Origin of the sequence: Kitasatospora sp. NPDC048715, assembly GCF_043198905.1 — a bacterium.
In the GTDB taxonomy this organism is placed as follows: Bacteria; Actinomycetota; Actinomycetes; order Streptomycetales; family Streptomycetaceae; genus Kitasatospora; species Kitasatospora lactacystinica.
The window spans coordinates 40,834-62,670 of sequence record NZ_JBICVH010000005.1 but is presented as its reverse complement, the minus strand read 5'-3'; the positions used below and the strand labels follow the sequence as shown (position 1 = coordinate 62,670).

Here is a 21,837-nt window from a genome sequence, read left to right as displayed (position 1 = left end):
GGGACCAGGGACTAGGCCGCCGTAGCCGTCCGCGACGTGACCAGGCGGACGAGACCGTCGACCGTGCGGAAGTTGTCGAAGTCCATGTCCGCCGGGCCGAGGGTCAGGGCGAAGTCCTTCTCCACGAAGAGCGCGAGCTGCATCGCGAAGAGGGAGTTGACGTAGCCGAGGGCGAAGAAGTCGTCGTTGTCGGCGAGCGGCTGGCCGGCCAGGTGCGGGGCGAGGAACTCGCGGACCCGGGCGCGCACGTCGTTGTTCGTCATATCAGGTTTCTCCTTGGGTAGTTCGAGGATCAGTAGGTGTAGAAGCCCTGGCCGGTCTTGCGGCCCAGGAGTCGTGCGTCGACCATCTTCTGGAGCAGGGGCGCAGGGCGGTACTTACTGTCCTTGTAGCTCTCGTACATGACCGTGATCGAGTTCAGGATCGTGTCGAGGCCGATCAGGTCGCCGGTCTCCAGGGGCCCCATCTTGTGGCCGAAGCAGCCGCGGAACATCTTGTCGACGTCCTCGGCCGAGGCGATCTGGTCCTGGACGCAGAAGACGGCCTCGTTGATGGTCACCATGAGGACCCGGTTGGTGATGAAGCCGGGGGCGTCCTGGACGACGATGCCCTCCTTGCCCATGTCCGACAGCAGCCCGAGCGCGGTGTTCAGCGTCTCCTCGCTGGTGAAGTGGCCGCTGACAACCTCGACGGTGTCCATCATCGGGACGGGGTTCATGAAGTGCAGCCCGAGGATCTCGGCCGGTCGCCCGGTGACCGAGCCCACCCGGGTGATCGGCACGGCCGAGGTGTTCACGCCGAAGATCACTCCGGGGCGGCAGATGGTGTCGATCTGCTCGTAGACCCTGCGCTTGATGTCCCAGTCCTCGGTGACGTTCTCGACCACGAAGTCGGCGTCGGCCAGCGAGGTGAGCTCGGTGCCGGTGGTGATCCGGGCGAGGACGGTCTTGGGGTCCTCCTTCAGCGGCTTGCCGAGCAGCATCGGCTGGACCAGCAGGTCACGGCCGATCTGGGCCACCGCGCTGTCGAGCTGAGCCAGTGAGATGTCCACGAGGATCACCTCGAACCCGGACTCCGCGAAGGACTGGGCGACGCCGCGGCCGATCGTGCCGGCGCCGATCACGCCTACGGTTCGGATGCTCACGGGGATACCACCTTTGCGGGATAGAAGGGGGGAGTGGGGGTGCCTGGTCAGGCCTGGGCGTCCCTGGTGTCCAGGTGGTCGGCGAGATCCGCGATCGTGACATAGCGGAACAGGTCGACCATGGAGACCCGGATGTCCATGATCTTCTGGATGCTCTGGGCGATCCGGAGTGCGGCCAGCGAGTCCACCCCGAGCGCGAACGAGGTGTCACGCACGTTGAGTTCGGTGAGATCGAGCTCGCGGGCCCAGATCCGGGCGAGCGCGCGCTCGGTGTCGCTGAACTCGCCGCTCTCCTTGCCGAAGAGCTTCGGCTCGCCGTCGGACGGCGTGCCGTCCGGCGGCGCGGCGGATTCGCCGGCACTGCTGCGGGCCGCGGCGATGGCCTGCCGGATCGGGACGGCCAGCACCAGCGGCGCGCGACGCAGCAGCTCCGCGAGCTCGCCGGACCCGCCCAGCTTGCGGTAGTTGACCTCGCCGACGATCACCGGGGTGCAGGCCGAGGCGAGGATCTCCTCGAAGCTGCTGAGACCGTCCTCGACCGACACCGACCGGAAGAAGCCCTGGTCCTGCTGGACTCCGTGGTCGAAGGCCATGCCGGTTTCCAGCCAGTCGCTCCAGTCGACCGTCACCGTCCACCGGCCGCGCGCGGAGCGCTGCTCGGCGAACTGCTCCAAGTAGCTGTTGGCGGCCGTGTAGTCGCCTTGCCCGGCCGCACCGAAGATCGCCACCGTGGAACCGAAGTTGACCATGCAATCCGGCGGATCGTCCTGGGTGACGAGGTCCAGCACGGTGGCGCCGAGCACCTTGGGGTTCAGAGTACGACGGAAGGTCTCCGCGTCCTTGCGGAAGAGGAAGCCGTCCCCGGCCACACCGGCCGCGTGGACGACGCAGCCGATCGCGCCGAGATCGGCGCGGATCTTCGCGACGACTCCCTCCATGACCGCCAGGTCGGTGACGTCACCGGAGTAACTGCGAACTTCGGCGCCGTTCCGCTCCAGTTCACGCAGTGCCTCGATCTGCCCGCGCAGCTTGGCGTCGGTGACCTCGTCCCACCGCTCGCGCGGCGGCAGTTCGGTGCGGTTGACCAGGGCCAGCCGTGCACCCGGCCCCGAGCGGCTCAGATGGCGGGCCACCGCGAGTCCGAGTCCGCCCAGACCGCCGGTGATGAGGTACACCCCGTCCGGGCGGACCGGCGCGGACCTCGGCTGCTCCCGCAGGTGCACCGGTGCGAGCTCCGCGACGTACCGGTGCCCGTCGCGCAGCGCGACGGTGGCGGGTGTCCGGGCTCCGAGCAGTTCGGCACAGACGGCCTCGGCGCCGGTGTCGCCGGCGATGTCGAGGCAGAACACCTCGGTGTCCCTGTACTCCTGTCCGATCACCTTCGCCAGGCCGAAGAGCGTCGCGTGGACCGGGGCCGTCGCCGGCTCGGTGCCGGTCACCCGTGCCACCGAGGGGGCGACCACGCTCAACCCTGCCGGGGCCACGCCGCGCTCGGAGAGGCAGCGGGCCAAGTGGAACAGGCTGTGGACGCCGTGGCCGAGCCTGGCCTCCAGGAGCGACAGATCCTGCTGGACGCCGTCGTCGGCAGGGGCCGCGACGTGCACGACCTCGTCCGGGAGCTCCGCACCGAGTGCGTCCAGCAGCCGACCGAAACCCTCCGGGGTGGGCGGCACTTCGTACCGGTCCGGAACCGTCTGCTGCCACCGGTCTGCGAGTACCGCCTCGGCGACGCCGACGCCGCGCGCACGCAGTGCGGCACTCAGCGCGGCGCCGATACCGCCCTGCTCGCCGATCACCAGGACCCGGGCGGGCAGGGCCCGGCGCTCCTCGGGTGCCGGTGCCGGGACCCATCGGAGGGTGTGATGACGGGTGTGCGGGCGCAGCTGCGCGACCGTGCGCTTGGCGTCGGCGACGCGCTTCACGGTGAATCCGCGGATCTCGGCGGCGGTGGCCCCCGACTCGTCGCAGATCACCACGTCGACCTTGCGGAACTCGGCGTTGTTCGCATAGCCCGGATGCGGTTGGACGAAGCTCAGGCCGCGAGCGGGCAGCGGGCCGTGCAGGAGCAGCGAGTCGTAGCCGACCGGGAGGAAGAAGTCCCTGTCGCCGAGGGCGAGTCGACGGTCGTCGGGAGTCTCCAGGACGGCGAAGCCACTGAAGCCGGTGGCCTGATCGAGCAGGGTCGGGTGCAGGAGGTGGTCCTGGCACTCGGCCCGGTACTGCTCGGGCAGGTCGAGTACGCCGAGGGCGGCCCGGACGCCGAGGTGCACGGTCGGGAGGCTGCTCCGCCAGCGATCGCCGAAATCCATCACCTTGTGCTCGGTCTGCCGCCGGGCGATGTCCACGCTCTCCAGTGAGCAGAGCTCACGCAGAGCTGCCGGATCCTGCAGCGGCGCGGGTGCGGTGTGCGGCTCGACACTCACCACGCCCTGGACGTGCACCGTCCAGTGGTCGCTCGCCGGGTCGTGACTGGCGACGGTGAACTCGGCCCTCAGGTCGTCGATTTCCCGGACGGTCGTGTGTGCGGTACGTGGGGCCCCTTCCTGCACCAGCAGCGGGACGAGGAAGGTGACGTCGCACAGCTCGGTGACCGGCCGGCCGAAGTGCAGGGAGGCGGCGGCGCGGGCCATCTCCAGGTAAGTGGTTCCGGGGACGATCGCCTCTCCGAGCAGCTTGTGCTCGGAGAGCACCCAGTGCAGCTCCAGCGAGAACTCGGTGAGGAAGACGGACTGGCCCATCGACCGGAGCAGGACCTGGTCCAGCAACGGGTGCGGGCCGGGCGTGCGCTGGACCGCCGCCTGCGGGATCCGGGGCTCCAGCCAGTAGCGCTTGCGCTGGAAGGGGTAGGTGGGGAGGGGGATGCGGCGGCGCTGCTGCTGGGCGAAGTAGGCGGCCCAGCTGGGCCGGGCGCCGGTGAGCCAGAGGCTGCCGAGGGTGCGCTGGATGATCTCGGTGGCGGTGCGGCGGTCGCGCTTGTGGGGGAGCGAGGCGAGAGCCGTGGCCTCGATGCCCACACTGGTGAGGATGCGCCGGGCGAGGCTGCTGAACGTCTGGCCGGGGCCGACTTCGAGCAGGGTGACGTGCGGCTCGGTGGTGGCGGTCCGGACGCCGGCGGAGTACTCGACGCAGGCGCGGACGTGGTTGCCCCAGTAACCCGGGTCCACCGCCTGGCTGTCGGTGATCCACGTGCCGGTGAGGTTGGAGACGAACGGCACCTGCGGAGCACGGCGGTCGACGGCGGCGACGGCAGCGACGAACTCTCCGACCATCGGCTCCATCAGGTGGGAGTGGAAGGCGTGGGAGGTGGCGACGGGCTGGGTGGCCCAGCCGTGTTCTTCGGCGAGGGTGGTGAAGGCCTGGATGGCGTCGTGGGGGCCGGAGACGACGCAGTCGCGGGGGCCGTTGTGGGCGGCGAGCGAGAGGCCGTCGGGTAGGGCGGCTTCGACGGTGGAGCGGTCGGCCATCACGTTGAGCATGGCGCCGGGGGCCTGGGCCTGCATGAGGCGGCCGCGCAGGGCGACGAGGTGGAGGGCGTCGGGGAGGGTGAAGACGCCCGCGACGCAGGCGGCGACCCACTCGCCGAGGCTGTGGCCGAGCATGGCGGTGGGGGTGATGCCCCAGGACTGCCAGAGCCGGGTGAGGGCGTACTCGACGACGAAGAGGGCGGGTTGGGCCCACTGAGTCCGGTCGAGTCGGCTGTCCTGGGTGAAGATCACCTCGCGGATGTCCTGGTCGAGCTGCGGCCTGAGCAGCTCGGCGCACTCGTCGACGCAGGCGCGGAAGACGGCTTCCTGCTCGTACAGGTCATGGGCCATGCCGGAGTGCTGGGAGCCCTGGCCGCTGAAGACGAACACCAGCGGTGTGGCGCCGCCCGCGACGTGACCGGTGACGACGTTGGCCGGGTCCCGTGCCTCCAGAGCGGCCGCGACGGCTTCGGCGGAAGAGCCGGTGACGGTGCGGCGGTGCGGGAACGTGCGGCGGCCGGTGGCCAGGGTGTGGGCGGCGTCGGCGAGGTTGGGCTGTTCGCGGCGCAGGTGGGCGGCCAGTCGGTCGGTGGCCTCTTCGAGTGCCTGCGGGGTGCGGGCGGAGAGGATGAGTGTTTCGGTGGGGCGTGTGCCGGCCGGGGAGGCTTCGACGGCCGGGGCTTCTTCGAGGATGAGGTGGGCGTTGCTGCCGCCGAAGCCGAAGGCGCTGATCCCGGCGCGGCGGACGCGGCCGTCGGTGCGCGGCCATGGGCCGGTCTCGGCCTGGACCCGGAAGGGGCTGTTGGCGAAGTCGATGTCGGGGTTGCCGCGGGTGTAGTTCAGCGAGGCGGGGAGGAGTTCGTGCTTGAGCGCGAGCGTGGTCTTGAGCAGGCCCGCGATGCCGGCGGCGGCGTCGAGGTGGCCGATGTTGCCCTTGACCGAGCCGAGGGCCCAGGACCCGGTGTCGCCGAACGCCCGCGACAGCGCCTGCACCTCGATCGAGTCACCGATCACGGTGCCGCTGCCGTGCGCCTCGACGTAGTCGATGTCCTCGGGGTCGACCTCCGCGACGGTCAGCGCCTCCGTGATCACCTCGGCCTGACCGCCGACGGTCGGGGCGGTGAAGCTCGCCTTGACCCCACCGTCGTTGTTGATCGCCGATCCCTTGATCACGGCGTGGACGGTGTCGCCGTCGGCCAGCGCGTCCTCCAGCCGCTTCAGCGCGACCACGCCGACACCGTTGCCGAAGACCGTGCCCCGGGCGTCCGCGTCGAACGGGCGGATGTGTCCGTCCGGGGAGAGGAAGGCCCCCTCCTGGTAGGGGTAGCCGGTGTTCTCCTGCACCTTGTAGGAGACCGCACCCGAAAGGGCCATGTCGCACTCGTAGTTGAGCAGGCTCTGGCAGGCGGCGTGCAGCGCCACCAGCGAGCTGGAGCAGGCGGTCTGGACCGGGAAGCTCGGCCCCCGCAGGTCGAGCTTGTACGACACCCGGCTGGTCAGGAAGGCGAGTTCGAAGCCCAGGCCGACGTTCTCACCCTTGATCGCCTCGCCCTGCTCCAGGTTGCCGAGAATGTTCCCGAGGTAGGCGGTGGTACTGGCGCCGCCGAAAACGCCGGTTCTGCCCTCGTACCGGGCGGCGTCGTATCCGGCGTGTTCCAGCGCCTCCCAGGCCGTCTCCAGGAAGAGCCGGTGCTGCGGGTCCATGATCTTCGCCTCGCGGGCGGTGTACCCGAAGAACTCCGCATCGAACAGGCTGATGCCCTCGAACCTGGGTGCGGCCTTGACGTAGTGGGGCCGGCCGAAGACCTCGGGCGGCACCCCGGCCGCCGTCAGCTCCTCGTCGGTGAGGGCGACGATCGACTCGACGCCGTCGCGCAGGTTCGACCAGAACTCGGTCAGGTCCCCCGCGCCGGGGAAGCGTCCCGCCATCCCGATGATCGCGACGCCGTCCCGTTCCGGGAGATCCGTGAACTCATTGGTCATCATTCGCCCCTTGCTGTCCGACGCCGTTGCTGGTGCTGACGCCGGCGCTGCTGCATCTTCTCTCTGCGTTCCTCAAGTGCCTTGAGGTTGCTGCCCGTTGTCTGCTGCAGGGGCTGCTCGGCCAGGCCGGCCAGGTGTGCCGCCGTCAACCCCTCGTACAGGTCGCCGAGGGCGAGCTTCGTGCCCAGCCGGGTGTTGATGGTGCTCACCAGCTGGATCGCGATCAGGGAGTTGCCGCCCAGATCGAAGAAACTGTCCTGGATGCCGACCGTCTCGATGCCCAGCAGCTCCTGCCACAGCTCGCAGATCGCGCGCTCGGTGTCGCCGCGCGGTGCCACGAACTCGGTGAGGATGTCCGGGCGTTCGTGCGCGGCGCTACGGGGCTCCGCGGTGTCGCCCTGCTCCAGCGAGAAGGCGTTCTCGAACAGCGCCGAGAGCTCGGCGGGCGACACGATGACCTGCGACTCCGAGACGCCGGCCAGGATCGTGTCGAGGGCCCGCAGCCCTTCGGCGGGCGACATGGCGCGCTCGTCCACCTGCTCGACGCCGGACGGCGCGGCGGTACCGACCGCCATGCCGATCTCCCGCCACGGACCCCAGTCGATCGAGATCACCCGCCGAGTGCGCCCCCGGTCCTGGGCGAAGGCGTCGAGGAAGCAGTTGGCGGCGCAGTAGTCGACCTGGCCGACACTGCCGATGTTCGCGCCGTTCGAGCCGAACAGGACCAGGAAGTCCAGCTCCTGGTCCGCCAGCACCTCCTCCAGCACCAGGGTGCCGTGCACCTTCGGGAGCAGGACCTCGGCGGCCGCCCGGAGGTCCTTGAGCTGGATCAGGCCGCCACCGGCGACGCCCGCCGTGTGGAAGGCGCCGTGGATGGCCCCCCACCGCTGGGTGGTCCGCCGGACGGCCTCGCTCATCGCCGCCCGGTCGCTCACGTCGGCCTGGAACACCATGAGCTCCGCACCCGCGTTCCGCAGGCGGACCAACTCCCGTACGGTGTCAGCGAGTCGGCCCTTGCCCGGGTTGTCGGCGAGCCAGGAGTCCCACTGTGCGGCGTCGGGCAGCCGGGTGCGCGCGGTGAGCGCGATCCTCGCCCCCGCTGCCGCGAGGTGCCCGGCCAGGGCCAGGCCCAGGCCGCCGGTGCCGCCGGTGACCAGGTAGACACCGTCCTTGCGCACCACCGGCGACTCGTCGCGTCGGGGCAGCGGCTGCGGCAGGTAGTGCTGGGACCAGCGGTGCCCTCCTCGGTGCGCCACCGTCTCCGTGCCGGGCTCCGGCGCTGCTGCCAACTCGGCCATCAGCTTGCCCAGTTGGGCCTGGGTGGGCGCTTCCTGGCAGTCGAGGTCGACGCTGCGGCAGGTGGTGCCCGGCAGCTCGCGGGGCAGCACGCGGCACGGGCCCAGCAGGGTGGCCTTCAGCGGCGAGAGCGGCTCGGCGCCGGTGACGTTGTGCACGCCGTTGCTGAGCACCCAGATCCGGCGCGGCTCGCCGTCCGGGTGCCGGACGAGGGCCTGGGCGAGGCGGATCAGACTCTCGAAACCGTGCTGGAGGCTGCCCTCCTCGCCCGGCGCGGTGACGCTCCAGCCGTGGACGATGTGGGTGGGCACACCGGCAGGGCCGTTCCGCAGGGTGCTGATCAGCCGCTCGTAGTCGGAGCCGTCGGCCGGGTCGATGGCGTAGCGGTTGCCTCCCCGGTCGGACCAGGCGCCGGCCGCCGCCACCACGGTGACGGTGGCACCGGCGGCCCGCAGCTGCTCGGTCACCGCCTCGCCCACACCCGGGCCGTCGGCGAAGACCAGCCAGTGCCGGGTGCGGTCCGGCCGCTCCCCGGCCGGGAGAGGCGCCCGCTGCCAGGACGGGGCGTAGAACCACTGCGTGATGTCGTCGCGGCGCGCCGCGGCACGACCGGTGGCCCGGGCCGTCGTGGCCTGTCGGTCGAGCCAGTAGCGCTTGTGTTGGAAGGGGTAGGTGGGGAGGGGGATGCGGCGGCGTTGTTGGTGGGAGTGGTAGGTGGTCCAGTCGGGTGTGGTGGTGCCGGTGAGCCAGAGGGTGGTGAGGGCGCGTTGGACGGTTTCGGAGGGGGTGCGGGGGTCGCGTTTGTGGGGGAGTGAGGCGAGGGTGGTGGCTTGGGTGGCGGTGTTGGAGAGGATGCGGCGGGCGAGGCTGGTGAGGGTCTGGCCGGGGCCGATTTCGAGGAGGGTGGTGCCCGGTTCGGTGGTGGTGGTGCGGATGCCGGTGGCGTATTCGACGGTGGCGCGGATGTGGTGGCCCCAGTAGGCGGGGTCGGTGGCCTGCTGGTCGGTGATCCAGGTGCCGGTGGTGTTGGAGACGAAGGGGGTGCTCGGTGCCTGGCGGGGCACTCCTGCGACGGCGGTGGTGAATTCCGTGATCACCGGTTCCATGAGGGGGGAGTGGAAGGCGTGGGAGGTGGCGACGGGTTGGGTGGGCCAGCCGTGTTCTTCGGCGAGGGTGGTGAAGGCCCGGATGGCGTCGTGGGGGCCGGAGACGACGCAGTCGCGGGGGCCGTTGTGGGCGGCGAGGGAGAGGCCGTCGGGCAGGGCGGCTTCGACGGTGGTGCGGTCGGCCATCACGTTGAGCATGGCGCCGGGGGCCTGGGCCTGCATGAGGCGGCCGCGCAGGGCGACGAGGTGGAGGGCGTCGGGGAGGGTGAAGACGCCCGCGACGCAGGCGGCGACCCACTCGCCGAGGCTGTGGCCGAGCATGGCGGTGGGGGTGATGCCCCAGGACTGCCAGAGCCGGGTGAGGGCGTACTCGACGACGAAGAGGGCGGGTTGGGCCCACTGGGTCCGGTCGAGTCGGCTGTCCTCGGTGAAGATCACCTCGCGGATGTCCTCGCCGAGGTGTGGTGCGAGGAGTTCGGCGCATTCGTCGACGCAGGCGCGGAAGGCGGGTTCGTGCTGGTAGAGGTCGTGGGCCATGCCGGGGTGCTGGGAGCCCTGGCCGCTGAACAGGAAGACCAGTGGCGCGGTTTCGCGGGTGGTGTGGCTGGTGGTGACGTGGGCGGGGTCGCGGGTCTCCAGGGCGGTGGCGATGGTGTCGGGGGTGGTGCCGGTGACGGTGCGGCGGTGGGGGAAGGTGCGGCGGCCGGTGGCCAGGGTGTGGGCGGCGTCGGCGAGGTTGGGCTGTTCGCGGCGCAGGTGGGCGGCCAGCCGGTCGGTGGCCTGTTCGAGCGCCGCCGGGGTTCGGGCGGAGAGGATGAGTGTTTCGGTGGGGCGTGTGCCGGCCGGGGAGGCTTCGACGGCCGGAGCCTCTTCGAGGATGAGGTGGGCGTTGCTGCCGCCGAAGCCGAAGGCGCTGATCCCGGCGCGGCGGACGCGGCCGTCGGTGCGTGGCCATGGGCCGGGCTCGGCCTGGACCCGGAAGGGGCTGTTGGCGAAGTCGATGTCGGGGTTGCCGCGGGTGTAGTTCAGCGAGGCGGGGAGGAGTTCGTGCTTGAGTGCGAGTGTGGTCTTGAGCAGGCCCGCGATGCCGGCGGCGGCGTCGAGGTGGCCGATGTTGCCCTTGACCGAGCCGAGGGCCCAGGACCCGGTGTCGCCGAACGCCCGCGACAGCGCCTGCACCTCGATCGGGTCGCCCAGCGAGGTGCCCGTGCCGTGCGCCTCGATGTAGTCGATGTCCGTGGGTGCGAGGCCCGCGCCGGCGAGCGCGGCGGAGATGACCGCGGCCTGGCCGGTGACGCTCGGCGCGGTGAAACCGACCTTCACCGCGCCGTCGTTGTTGATCGCCGAACCCCTGATCACGGCGTGGACGGTGTCGCCGTCGGCCAGCGCGTCCTCCAGCCGCTTCAGCGCGACCAGACCGACACCCGTCCCGAAGACCGTGCCCCGGGCGTCCGCGTCGAACGGGCGGACGTGCCCGTCGGGGGACACGAAGGACCCGTCCTGGTGCAGGTAGCCGGTGCCCGGGTTCGGGTCGACGTGGACGCCACCCGCCAGGGCGAGGTCGCACTCCCCGGCGAGCAGGCTCCGGCAGGCGGTGTGGGCGGCGACCAGCGCGGTCGAGCAGGCGGCGCGCAGCGAGACCGCGGGGCCCTTCAGGTCCAGCTTGTACGACACCCGGGAGGCCAGGAAGGCGAGTTCGTTGGCCACCAGGATCTGGGTCCGGCCCAGGGTGTCCACGATCTGCTGGTGCGAGTAGACGTGCTGGACGTAGCGGTTGGCCCCCGCGCCGCCGAAGACACCGATGCTGCCCTCGTACCGGGCGGCGTCGTAGCCGGCGTGCTCCAGCGCCGCCCAGGCCGTCTCCAGGAAGAGCCGGTGCTGCGGGTCCATCACCTCGGCCTCGCGGGCGGTGTACCCGAAGAACTCCGCATCGAACAGGTCGCTGCCGGCGAAGGCGGGCGCGGCCTTGACGTAGTTCGGCTGCCCGAAGACTTCGGGTGGCACCCCGGCCGCCGTCAGCTCCTCGTCGGTCAGGGCGACGATCGACTCGACGCCGTCGCGCAGGTTCGACCAGTACTCGGTCAGGTCCTCCGCGCCGGGTAAGCGTCCCGCCATCCCGATGATCGCGACACCACCGCGCGCCGTCATCACCGCGCCGCCCGGAGGTTGTCGACGAGCGCGCCGAGGGTGCGCACGGTGGGGCCCTCGTAGACGATGGTCAGCGGTACGGCCACCGCCAGTTTCTGACGCAGTCGGTGGACGACCTGCAGGCCGAGCAGTGAACTGCCGCCCAGTTCGAAGAAGTTGTCCTGCACGCCGACGCTCTCCAGGCCGAGCAGCTCCTGCCAGATCTCCGCCACCCGGTGTTCGGTCTCGCCGTTCGGGGCGACGAACGGGTTGCGCAGGTTGGGGCGCTCGTGCCGTGCGGCCGGGGCCGGCGCCTCGGCCACCGGGTCGGCCCACAGTTCCTGACGCAGCGTCAGATCACCGGTGGAAGTGATGATCTGCGCTTGGGGCACCGCGTCGAGCAGGGCGTCGAACACCTGTCGGCCCTCGGCCGGGGTGAGTGCCAACTCTCGTACCGCAGCGCCGAGTTCGGAATTCGCCCGGTCCTCCTGGGAGAAGTGCCAGGCCTCCCAGTTGACGCTGGTCCAGGGCAGGGAGGCGCTGTGGTGCCGCTGGGCGAAGGCGTCGAGCGCGGCGTTCGCGGCGGCGTACGCCCCGAAGCCGAGTCCGCCGAGCAGCGAGGCGATCGAGGAGCAGATGACGGCGAAGTCCACCTGCTGGTCGGCCAGCACCTCGTGCAGCACCTGCGTGCCGTAGAGCTTGGGGCCGAAGTGCCAGGAGGCCTCCTCCGCACCCAGGACCGCGACCTCCCGGTGGGCCGCCGTGCCGGTGGTGCCGGCACAGTGCAGCACGCCGTCGATCGGGCCGAACTCCCGCAGGACGCGCTCCTTCAGGGCGAGCATGGCCGTGCGGTCGGAGACGTCCGTGGCGGTCACCAGCACCTCGGAGCCGAGCGCCTCGATCTCCTGGACGGCCCGGATCGCGGACCGGACCGCTTCCGGGTGCTGCGGATCGGCCCAGCTCTCCCGGGGCGGCAGACCCGTCCGTCCGAGCAGCACCAGGCGCACCTCGGCCCGGTCGGCGAGGGCACGGGCCATCAGCAGGCCGATCTTCCCGAGGCCGCCGGTGACCAGGTACACCCCGCCGGGGCGAACCGGGGACCCACCCCGCGGGCGCGGCGCGCCGGTCACGTACGTCGGCGCCCAGCGGTGCCGACCGCGCAGCGCGATGGTGCGCTCGGCGGGCGGGGCGGCGAGCTCGGCCAGCAGCCGGTCGACCAGCCCGGGTACGGCCTGCGGGCCTTCGGGGCGGAGGTCGAAGTGGACGCAGCTGAGCGAGGGGTACTCCTGCGGCAGCACCTTGCACAGGCCCTGGACGGTGGCCTTCGGCGGGCAGAGCGGCTCGTCCCCGAGGACGGCGTGCACCTCGGAGGACAGCACGTCCCAGCGCTGCTGCCGCGTCATCAGCTCGGCCTCGGTGGCCTGGACCCAGTGGACCAGGCTGTCGAAGGAGCGGTGCAGCAGGGCCCGGACGTCCTCGGGCGCCGTGGCCCGGTCGGCGTCGTCGCCGACGCTCCAGCAGTGCACCACCCGACCGGGCAGCGGCCCCTCGGCGCGCAGCGCCTCGGCGAGTCGCTCGAAGTGCTCCGGCCGGGCGGGGTCGAGGACGTACTCACGCTCGTCCTTGCGGTGCCACTCGGCTCCCCGTGAGACCGTGCGCACGGTGGCGCCGAGACCTTCGAGGCGGTCGGCGAGGTGGTGGCCGACACCGGTCTCGTCCGCGAACACGAGCCAGCGCTCGTCGGCCAGGCCGACCTCGGCGGGCTGCGGTGCGCCGGCCAGCCGCTGCCAGGACGGCGTGCAGAACCACTGGGGCAGGTCGCCGCGCCGCTGCTGGGCCGAGCCGCTGCCGGGCTGGGCGGTGCCGGGTTCGAGCCAGTAGGTGCGCCGCTCGAAGGGGTAGGAGGGGAGCGGGACCCGCCGGGCGCCGGCCGTGGCCGGGAAGGGGCGCTCCCGGCCGGCGAGCCAGAGGCGTCCGGCGGCCCGCAGGAGCGCGGTGCGGTCGCTCTGCCCGAGGAAGGCGCCGGGGAGGGACGGGAGGACGACCCGGTCGGTGCCGGCGGCGGCGGGGTGCTGGAGGGCCCCGGGGGTCAGGGCCGGCGCGGGGCCGATCTCGACGATCGCGATGTCCGGGACGGACCACAGGGTGGCCAGGCCGTCCGCGAACCGCACGCTCTCCCGTACGTGCCGGGCCCAGTACTCGGGGCTGGTGGCCTCGTCGTCGGTGATCCAGGTGCCGGTCAGGTTGGAGACGAACGGCACGGCCGGGGCGTTCAGCCGGACCGAGCGCACCAGTTCGGCGTAGCGCTCGACGACCGGGTCCATCATCGGGGAGTGGAAGGCGAAGCGGGTGGTCAGCCGGCGGGTGGCGATGTCGGCGGCCAGCAGTTCGCCGGCCACCCGCTCGATGCCCTCGACGGTGCCGGAGAGCACGCAGGTCTGCGGGCCGTTGATCGCGGCGAGGCAGACCTCCGCGTCGGTGTACCGTGCGACGGCCTCCTCGGAGAGCGGCACGGCGAGCATCGCGCCCTCGCCCTGCTCCTCGATCAGCCGGGCGCGCTCCGCGACCAGGCGCAGGGCGTCGGGCAGCGAGAAGACCCCGGCCGTACAGGCCGCGACGTACTCGCCCAGGCTGTGACCGATCATCACCTCGGGCTCGACCCCCCGGGCGGCCCAGAGCTTGACCAGGGCGTACTCGAGGGCGAACACCGCGGGGTAGCCGAGGCGTGGCTGGTCCAGCGGGTGCTCGCTGCGCTCCGGCTGGAGCAGCAGCCTGCTGAAGTCGAGGAGCTTTCCGGGGGCGGCGTCCGCGGACTCGTCGACGGTGAACACGAGTTCGCGGATGTCCGTGCCGATCAGCGGCTCCAGCAGTCCGGCGCACTCGTCCATCGCTGCCCTGAACTCCGGCTCCTGGGAGTAGAGTTCGCGCGCCATGCCGGGGAACTGGGAGCCGAAGCCGGTGAACATGAAGGCCACCGGCCGGTGCGGGGCCTCGGGCGCGGTGGCGGTGAGCAGCCGACCGTCGTCGCGGGCGTCGAGCGCCGCCAGCGCCTCCTCGGTGCCGCCGGCCACCAGCATCCGTCGGTACGGGAACGCCCGGCGGCCCTGCTGGAGGGTGAACGCGACATCGGCCAGCGGGAGTTCGGGGTGCGCCCGGAGGTGGTCGTGCAGCTGGTCGGTGGCCGCCTCCAGGGCCTCCGGGCTCTTCGCGGAGAGCACCAGCAGCTGCTCGGCGCCGTCGGCCTGCCGGGATTCGCGCGGCAGCTCCGGGGCCTGTTCGAGGATGACGTGGGCGTTGGTGCCGCCGAGGCCGAAGGAGCTGACCCCGGCGCGGCGCGGTCCGTCGCCCTCGGGCCAGGGCAGCAGCTCGGTGTTGACGTAGAACGGGCTGCCGGCCAGGTCGATCCGCGGGTTGGGCCGCTCGAAGTGCAGGGTGGGCGGCAGCTGCCCGTGCTCCACCGCCAGCACGGTCTTGATCAGGCCGGCGACCCCGGCGGCCGAGTCGAGGTGGCCGATGTTGGTCTTGGCGGAGCCGAGGGCGCAACTGCGCTCCCCGACCCCGGAGTAGGCCGAGGCGAGTGCGGAGAACTCGATCGGGTCGCCCAGGATGGTGGCCGTCCCGTGCAGCTCGATGTAGCCGATGCTCTCGGCCGGCACGTCCGCGTTCGCCAGCGCGGTGGAGATGACGGCGGACTGGGTGGCGGCGCTGGGCGCGCTGAAGCCGGCCCGGCGGGAGCCGTCGTTGTTCAGCGCGGAGCCCTTGATGACCGCGTGGATGTGGTCGTTGTCGGTGATCGCGTCCTTGAGGCGCTTGAGCACCACCATCCCGACGCCGTCGCCGCCCACCGTCCCCTGGGCGCGGGCGTCGAAGGTGCGGCAGTAGCCGTCCGGCGAGAAGATGCCGTCCGGGCGGTAGACGTAGCCCTTGCTCCTGGTCCCGTCGACGGCGACGCCGCCGGCCAGTGCGGTGTCGCACTGGTAGGCCAGCAGCGCCTGGCACGCCTCGACCACGGCGACCAGTGACGTGGAGCAGGCGGACTGGATGTTGAGGGCGGGGCCCTCCAGGCCGAGCTTGTAGGAGACCCGGCTGGCGAGGAAGTCCGGCCGGTTGCCGATCACCGTCTGCTTGTCGCCGAGGATCTGCGCGGCGCCGGGCTGGGAGGCGATGTTGAAGAGCAGGTAGGTGTTGTTGCCCGCGCCCGCGTAGACGCCGACCGGGCCGTCCTGCCGATCGGTGTCGTATCCGGAGCTCTCCAGGGCGGCCCAGGCGCATTCGAGCAGGACCCGGTGCTGCGGGTCCATGAGTTCGGCCTCGCGCGGGGAGTAGCCGAAGAAGGCGGCGTCGAACTTCTCGCTGTCCGCCAGCGGGTAGCCCGCGCCGACGAAGTTCGGGTCGGCCAGGGTGGCGGCGTCCACGCCCCGGGCGGCGAGCTCCTCGTCCTCGAAGCGGGTGACGGAGCAGACGCCCGCCTTGAGGTTGCTCCAGTACTCCTCGACCGTCCGGGCGCCGGGGAAGCGGCCGGCCATGCCGACGACGGCGATGTCCAGACTGTCGTCGAACTCGGAGAAGCCGTCGGCCCGTTCGGTGTCCAGCTCGGAGTCCAGTTCGGTGTCCACGGTGGGGTCGAGCTCGGGGGAGTACTCACTCATGGTGACCTCGCTTCGCTTGCAGCTGCTGCTGGCGGCGCTTCAGCAGGGCGTTCTGCTGGGCGCTCCTGCCGCGGGTGGCGGCCGGTGCCACCCCCTGCCTCTGCTGCGAGAGCAGCTCGGCCTGGGCCCGGACGGTGGTGTGCTGGAACAGGTCGAGCAGGTCGACCTCCCGGCCGGTCGTCGCCCGGAGCCGGTGGTGCAGCCCGACCATGAGCAGGGAGTGCCCGCCGATGTCGAAGAAGTTCTGGTCGGTGCCGACCGCCTCGGTGTGGAGGACCTCCTGCCACACCTGCGCCACCAGTCGCTCCAGTTCGTTCCGCGGTGGCAGCGGTGCGGTGGCGGGCTCGGCGGGCCGGGGCAGCCTGCCGCGGTCGACCTTGCCGTGCCCGGAGAGCGGCAGCCGGTCCAGCGTCACCATCGCCTGCGGCACCATGTGCGGGGAGAGCCGGTCCCGCAGGTGGCGCTCCAGCCCGGCGGTGCTGAACCCGGGGCCGTGCGGCTCGATGTAGGCGACCACCCGCCGGTCGCCGGGGACGTCCTCGCGGACGACGGCGATGGCGTGGCGCACCTCGGGGTGGCTCTTCAGCGCGGCCTCGATCTCGCCCAGGGCGACCCGGAAGCCGCGGACCTTGATCTGGTCGTCGCGCCGGCCGAGGAAGGCGATCGTCCCGTCGGCCAGGCGGCGGACGATGTCGCCGGTGCGGTAGAGGCGGTCGCCCGGCCCGCCGCCGAGGGTGTCGGGGACGAAGGCCGCCGCGGTGAGGTCGTCCCGGCGGTGGTAGCCGCGGGCGAGGTTGTCGCCGCCGATCAGCAGTTCTCCGGCGACGCCGACGGGTGTGGGACGGCCCGCCGCGTCCACCACGTGGGCCCGGGTGCCCGGGAGCGGAACGCCGATCGGCGCGGTCTCCCACTCCGCCTCCGGGTGGTCGGCCACGGCGAGGGTCAGCACACCGACGGTGGTCTCGGTCGGACCGTAGTGGTTGAAGACCCGGCAGTGCGGGACGAGGCGCTGGAGGGCGCGCAGCCAGCGCCAGTCGGAGGCCTCGCCGCCGATGACCAGCAGGCGGCGCGGCAGGAGCTCGGCGAAGCGCGGCGAGGTCTGGAGGGCCCGGAGGTGGGAGGGCGCGATCTTCAGGCAGTCGACCCCTCGGGTCTGCACCCAGTCGGCCAGCCTCTCCGCGTCCAGCGCGACGTCACGGGAGATCAGCTGGACCTCGCCGCCGGTGCACAGCGGCGGGGCGAAGGCCGTGACGCTGGAGTCCACCGTCAGCGGCTGCACCATCGCGTAGCTGAGCGGCCCGTCGATGCCGAGCCGCCGGACGACGGCGCGGGTGTAGCCGACGAGCTGGCGGTGCTCGATCACCACGCCCTTGGGCTTGCCGGTGGAGCCGGAGGTGTAGAGCAGGTACGCGGCGTCCCCCGGGGCCGAGTGCCCGGCCGGCGGGTCCTGGTCCGGCCGGCCGGCCAGCACGGTCAGTCCGGCGTCGAGCTCGACCACCCGGTGTCCGGTGTCGAGCGGGGCCGTCGCCACCACGATCCGCACGGCCGCGTCGGCGAGGATGCCGTCCCGCCGCTCGGCCGGGTCGTTCGGGTCCACCGGTACGTACGCGCCGCCGGCCTTGAGGATGCCGAGCACGGCCACCATCAGCCGTACGTCGCGATCGGCGCAGAGGCCCACCGTCACCTCGGGGCCGACCCCGTTCTCCCGCAGCAGGTGGGCCAACTGGTTGGCCCGGGAGTTGAGTTCCCGGTAGCTGAGGGCGGCGCCCTCGGAACGGACGGCGATCGCTTCGGGGGTGCGGGCGGCCTGCTCCTCGAAGAGCCGGTGGAAGCACCGGTCCGTCGGCTCGCCCGGGACGCCGTTCAGCGCCTCGACGACGCGTTCCTCCCCGGCGGTGAGCAGGGGCAGCTCGGCCACCGACCGGTCCGGATCGGCCGTCGCGCCTTCGAGCAGGCGCAGCAGGTGGTCCACCGCGCGGCGGGCGGTGGCCGGGTCGAGGACGTCGGTCGCGTGGACCAGGTGCCCGGACAGTTCGCCGTCGGGGCAGGAGAGCCGCAGGTCCAGGTCGCAGTGGGTGGTCCCGGGCACGGGACGCGGTTGCGGCCGGAAGGAGAAGCCCGGCCAGAGGTGGACGGCCGCGCCGGTGCGGACCTCTTCGGCCGCCGCCAGCGCGGCGCCCGCCCGCCGGACCAGGTCCCGGAAGCTCCCGCCGGCCTCGACGCGGACCGGCGTGGTCACCCCGGCGCCGTTGGTCACCCCGACCGCGAGCTCGGTCTGTCCGCCGTACCGGTGCAGCAGGGCCAGGTGAAGGGCGAGGGCCGCCGCCGGGAGCCCTCCTCCGCAGGCTTCACCCAGGTGCCGCAGGGCGGCGGTCGCCCCGGCGGGGACGACGAGGGGGACCGAGCCGGCCCGGTGGTCGCGCCGGGCCGGAGGGGTCCGGTCCAACGGGAGCTCCGGGGCGGCGGGCAGCTCGGCGGGGCGCCCTTCGGCATCGGGGCCGGGCACGGGAGGTGCGGGGTGGCGCAGTGTCATGAGGGTTGCCTCGAGGAGTCTGGGGGCAGGACGTACGTCACCCGTCTCGCCGGAACGGGCCACGGCTACGCGGATCGCTTGGTGCAGAGATAGACCTGGTTGCGGCGGTGGTCGGCGGGGACGTCGATGATCTCGACCGACTCCGAGAGCGAGTGCAGCAGCGCCTCGAACGGGCCGGCGGCGTAGCGGTTGAGCCAGATGTAGCCGTCGGCCGTCTCGCGCCGCAGCAGCACCTCGGTCTCCCGCGGCACCTGGAACATGCAGATCACCACGGTGCGGCGGGAGACCCGGAACAGTTCGCGGACGGCGGTCTCGTAGTACGGCAGGCTCTCCAGCACGTGCCGGCAGTTCACCACGTCGAACGAGCCTTCGGGGAAGGTGAGGTCGGTGACGCTCATCTGCTCCCACCGCGCCTCGGGGTGGAGCCCGCGGCAGTCGTCGATGGCGGCCTCGTTGATGTCGATGCCGGTGTAGTCGACCTCCAGGCCCGCCGTCAGCAGGTGGCGGTAGGTGACCCCGGAGATGACACCGCAGTCGAGCAGTTCGAACGGTTCCTCGCCGTGCAGTGCCGCGATCCGCTCGGTCACGACCGCGTGCGAGGGGTGCCCGGCCCGGGACTCCTCGCTCATGTGAGCCATGTCAGAGGTGTGCGCCCAGAGCGATTTCGTGTTCACTGCGTTGATCCTCCGTACTGCTGGAGCGAAGCCGGTCATGACGGCACGGCCGTCCGGACGGTGGCTGTTGGGAGAGTGCCGGGCGCGCGCGGGACGCCGCCGGACCAGGGCCGTCGGGCGGCGCATGGCGGACGGTCCGGAGGGCCGTTCCAGGGTTTCCGCGGGCGCGGCACCCGGTTCCCTGCCACCCTCCGGAGCGGGAGAACCCTGGCAGCCGGCGGTGCGCGCGTGACATCCGTCCCGTCCCGGAGCACGGGAACTGATGTCACATCAGAAAGCCGCGCCTTCCTGGGACTCGGTGTCGAAGACGGCGTCCGGGCCGAACATCCGGGCGTGCTTCGCCGCGGCGAGGTCCAGCGTGCCGCTTGCATCCCGGGCGCTCGCGACCTCGGCCAGTTGGTTGACCACGGAGGGCTTCGCCAACGCCTGATCGCGCAGCTCGGGGGAGCGGGACATCAGGACCATGGCCGCGGTGGTGTAGCCCGATTCGACCCAGGACTCCCAGATCGCGTCGCGGTCCTGCTCCTGGCCCGCGAAGAGCTCCTCGCGACGATCGTGCCGACGCGTGGGAACCGGGCTCCGGCCGGCGGCCTCCGTGCGCAACCGGACGCGGCGGCCCGCGATGTAGGCGACGGCAGCGCCCTTGCGGATGGCGAAGTTCAGGGCCTGGGCCGCCGTGTCCACCACCGGCTCACCCTTGTCGTTCAGGGAGGTGTTGCACACCATCGGCACCCCCGTGGCTTGCCGGAACGCTTCGATCGCCCGGTGGAGCAGGGGGTTGGTCTCGGCGGACAGGGTCTGACGCCGGGCCGAATCGTCGAGGTGGAGGATGGCCGGGACCAGCCGGCGCTTGGACTCGGTCACGTACGCCGTCTCGAGCATGTAGGGCGAGGGCCAGGGGTCCTCGAACCACTCGCCGCTGTACTCCTCCAGGACGATCGGGGCCACGGGGCGCCACCACTGCCGGCTCTTCCAGTCGTTCAGCAGCTCCTTCGACCGGGGTGAGCGGGGATCGGCGAGGATGCTCCGGTGGCCCAGTGCGCGCGGACCGATCTCGGCCGCTCCGTCCGCCCACACCAGCGGTCCGGTGGAGAGGTCCTCGACGAACCGGGCCTCGGTGAACTCCTCGACGTCCTCGATGAAGTCGTCGAAGTGCCGCAGCGCGCTCTCGACGTCGGTGAGCTCGGAGCCGTGGTAGGCGGACTCGAGCCGGAAACCACCGCCCGGGAGCAGCCCCTCGCCGAGGAGGCCGAGGAGGCCGATCCCGAGGGACTGGCCGGAGTCGTTCGCGCTCGGCGGCGTGAGCAGGCCCTTGAATCCGTAGCGGCGCAGGAGGAAGGAGTTGGTCGGACAGTTGAGGGCGAAGCCGCCGCTCAGGGAGAGGTACGCCTGGCGCGGGTCCACCCCTGCCGATTCGAGCAGCCGGTCGACGTTGCGCACCATGACGAGCTCGCAGGCCGTCTGGACGATCTTCATGACCGCGGACTGCAGGTGCTCCTGGTGGGTGAAGCGGCTGTCCAGCTCCATGGACGGCAGCTGGGACTCGGCTGCACGAATCACGGCCTGGACGAAGGGAAGCGTGTCGACCAGCGGTACTCGTCGGCCTCCGAACAGCTCCAGCTCCCGCACCGCCGCCTCGGTGTCGAAGGCGATTTCGGTGGGGCAGGCCGACGCCAGGGCCATCAGGGTGCCCGGCTCCTTGCCGAACTCCGACGACGCGGCGTCGTAAATCGGGGCCGGGGATTCGACCGGAGCGAAGTCGACGTCGCCCTTGGCCGACACGCAGCCGGTGTACCAGTACTTCTTGCCCGTCCGGTCGAGGCCGAAGTCGGGCCGGCCGTCCAGGGCCATTCCGATGATGGTCTCGCCGCGGAACACCTCGGAGTCGAGGAGCAGTCCGCTGTAGAGGTGGGCGAGGCTGTGGATCGGGAAGTCCTCGGCGCCCGCCGGTAGCTTGATGTCGGCGTGGTGCGGCAGGCCGGGCGTGCCCCAGGACAGGCTCACGTCCTCCGGGGAGAGCCCTTCGGCCGCGAGCAGTTCGGTCAGCACCTTGTTGTAACGGTCGACGGTGAACAGCGGCCAGAAGTGGTGCTTCTGTCCGCTGACGCGCTCGAGCTCCCAGACTCTGACGAGTTCGACCCGCGAGTCGTGACTGCGCCAGAGCGCGATGTTCTGGTCGTGGCGCGGTGCGATGACGGATAAGCTGCCGGGCGGGGAGATGTAGCTCGACAGGAAGTACTTCGCGGCTGGGTACGCGGTCACGATGTCTCTTTCGGCGGTCGGACAGTGGCTGCTGGCTCTTCGGGCCAGACGGTCCTGGAAACGGCCCGCGTAGGCGGTCGCGAGGCTGCCGGGGCCGGCTCGGCCGGGCGTCGGTGTCCACCGGCGACGTCAGGTGCGACAGACTGTCCCGGTCGGGTGCGATCGGGCCTCGGGCCGGAACCCCGGCGGCGGCCTGCACGGGGACTTCGACCCTCTACGAGGCCTCGGGACGGGGACGGCGGGGACGGACTCCGACCCCGCATCCTCATGTGTATGCGCCGGCCCCGAGGCGAGCGACGGGATCGCTCCGGTCCGTCCGTGGCGGGACTACTTCGAAGCGGGGATCCGCTCCTCGACGAGCTGGACCAGTTCACCGACGTTGGCCACGGTGAACATGTCGACGACGTCCAGATCGACGTCGAACGTGCTCTGGATCGAGACCATCAGGCGGAGCAGCGACACGGAGGTGGCTCCGAGGTCATCGAAAGTGCTGTCCAGCGAGACTTCAAGGGGGGCGAATACTTCGGAAATCACCGACATCAACTCGTCGGACTGTGCGTTCGACATTTTGTGTTCCAGATCTCTTGCATTCGAGGCCT

General features: G+C 71.7%; 9 protein-coding genes. All 9 read right to left on the bottom strand.

All coding sequences use genetic code 11. The features are described 5' to 3' along the window. Window positions 1-11: 11 nt before the first annotated feature. The 9 genes from ACGFSC_RS11195 to ACGFSC_RS11155 all read right to left on the bottom strand — a co-directional run bounded on the left by ACGFSC_RS11195 (window position 12) and on the right by ACGFSC_RS11155 (window position 21,805). Complete coding sequence (locus ACGFSC_RS11195; RefSeq protein ID WP_359899092.1) at window positions 12-263, bottom strand: acyl carrier protein; 252 nt, start codon at window positions 261-263, stop codon at window positions 12-14. A gap of 29 nt (window positions 264-292) precedes the next feature. Further along, window positions 293-1,144 (bottom strand): 3-hydroxyacyl-CoA dehydrogenase NAD-binding domain-containing protein, encoded by an 852-nt coding sequence (locus ACGFSC_RS11190; protein ID WP_359899090.1) that lies wholly within the window; start codon window positions 1,142-1,144, stop codon window positions 293-295. Between the two features lie 47 nt (window positions 1,145-1,191). Then, window positions 1,192-6,594 (bottom strand): type I polyketide synthase, encoded by a 5,403-nt coding sequence (locus ACGFSC_RS11185; RefSeq protein WP_359899088.1) that lies wholly within the window; start codon window positions 6,592-6,594, stop codon window positions 1,192-1,194. Further along, entirely contained in the window at window positions 6,591-11,141 is a 4,551-nt protein-coding gene (locus ACGFSC_RS11180) for an SDR family NAD(P)-dependent oxidoreductase (RefSeq protein WP_359899086.1), read from the bottom strand. The genes ACGFSC_RS11185 and ACGFSC_RS11180 overlap by 4 nt, the downstream gene beginning before the upstream one ends. Further along, window positions 11,141-15,769: an SDR family NAD(P)-dependent oxidoreductase gene (locus ACGFSC_RS11175; RefSeq protein ID WP_359899084.1), complete on the bottom strand. Its 4,629-nt coding sequence runs from the start codon at window positions 15,767-15,769 to the stop codon at window positions 11,141-11,143. Before ACGFSC_RS11175 ends, ACGFSC_RS11180 begins: the two co-directional genes overlap by 1 nt. Then, a complete protein-coding gene (locus ACGFSC_RS11170) occupies window positions 15,762-18,302 on the bottom strand; it encodes an amino acid adenylation domain-containing protein (protein ID WP_359899082.1) in 2,541 nt (846 codons plus the stop codon). The genes ACGFSC_RS11175 and ACGFSC_RS11170 overlap by 8 nt, the downstream gene beginning before the upstream one ends. Window positions 18,303-18,367: 65 nt before the next feature. Continuing rightward, the gene (locus ACGFSC_RS11165) at window positions 18,368-18,931 is read right to left on the bottom strand and encodes a class I SAM-dependent methyltransferase (RefSeq protein WP_359899080.1); all 564 of its coding nucleotides are present in this window, start codon (window positions 18,929-18,931) and stop codon (window positions 18,368-18,370) included. 315 nt (window positions 18,932-19,246) lie between these two features. Beyond that, the gene (locus tag ACGFSC_RS11160; RefSeq protein ID WP_359899078.1) at window positions 19,247-21,238 is read right to left on the bottom strand and encodes a carbamoyltransferase C-terminal domain-containing protein; all 1,992 of its coding nucleotides are present in this window, start codon (window positions 21,236-21,238) and stop codon (window positions 19,247-19,249) included. Window positions 21,239-21,565: 327 nt separating this feature from the next. Further along, window positions 21,566-21,805 carry an acyl carrier protein gene (locus ACGFSC_RS11155; protein ID WP_359899076.1) on the bottom strand — a complete coding sequence of 80 codons (240 nt, stop codon included), beginning with the start codon at window positions 21,803-21,805 and terminating at the stop codon, window positions 21,566-21,568. Window positions 21,806-21,837 lie beyond the last annotated feature (32 nt).

Excerpts from the sequence above, each read along its gene's own strand:
- ACGFSC_RS11170 (WP_359899082.1), bottom strand. The coding sequence starts at position 18,302 with ATGACACTGCGCCACCCCGCACCTCCCGTGCCCGGCCCCGATGCCGAA.
- ACGFSC_RS11180 (WP_359899086.1), bottom strand. The coding sequence starts at position 11,141 with ATGACGGCGCGCGGTGGTGTCGCGATCATCGGGATGGCGGGACGCTTA.
- ACGFSC_RS11195 (WP_359899092.1), bottom strand. The coding sequence starts at position 263 with ATGACGAACAACGACGTGCGCGCCCGGGTCCGCGAGTTCCTCGCCCCG.
- ACGFSC_RS11185 (WP_359899088.1), bottom strand. The coding sequence starts at position 6,594 with ATGATGACCAATGAGTTCACGGATCTCCCGGAACGGGACGGCGTCGCG.
- ACGFSC_RS11155 (WP_359899076.1), bottom strand. The coding sequence starts at position 21,805 with ATGTCGAACGCACAGTCCGACGAGTTGATGTCGGTGATTTCCGAAGTA.
- ACGFSC_RS11175 (WP_359899084.1), bottom strand. The coding sequence starts at position 15,769 with ATGAGTGAGTACTCCCCCGAGCTCGACCCCACCGTGGACACCGAACTG.
- ACGFSC_RS11165 (WP_359899080.1), bottom strand. The coding sequence starts at position 18,931 with ATGAGCGAGGAGTCCCGGGCCGGGCACCCCTCGCACGCGGTCGTGACC.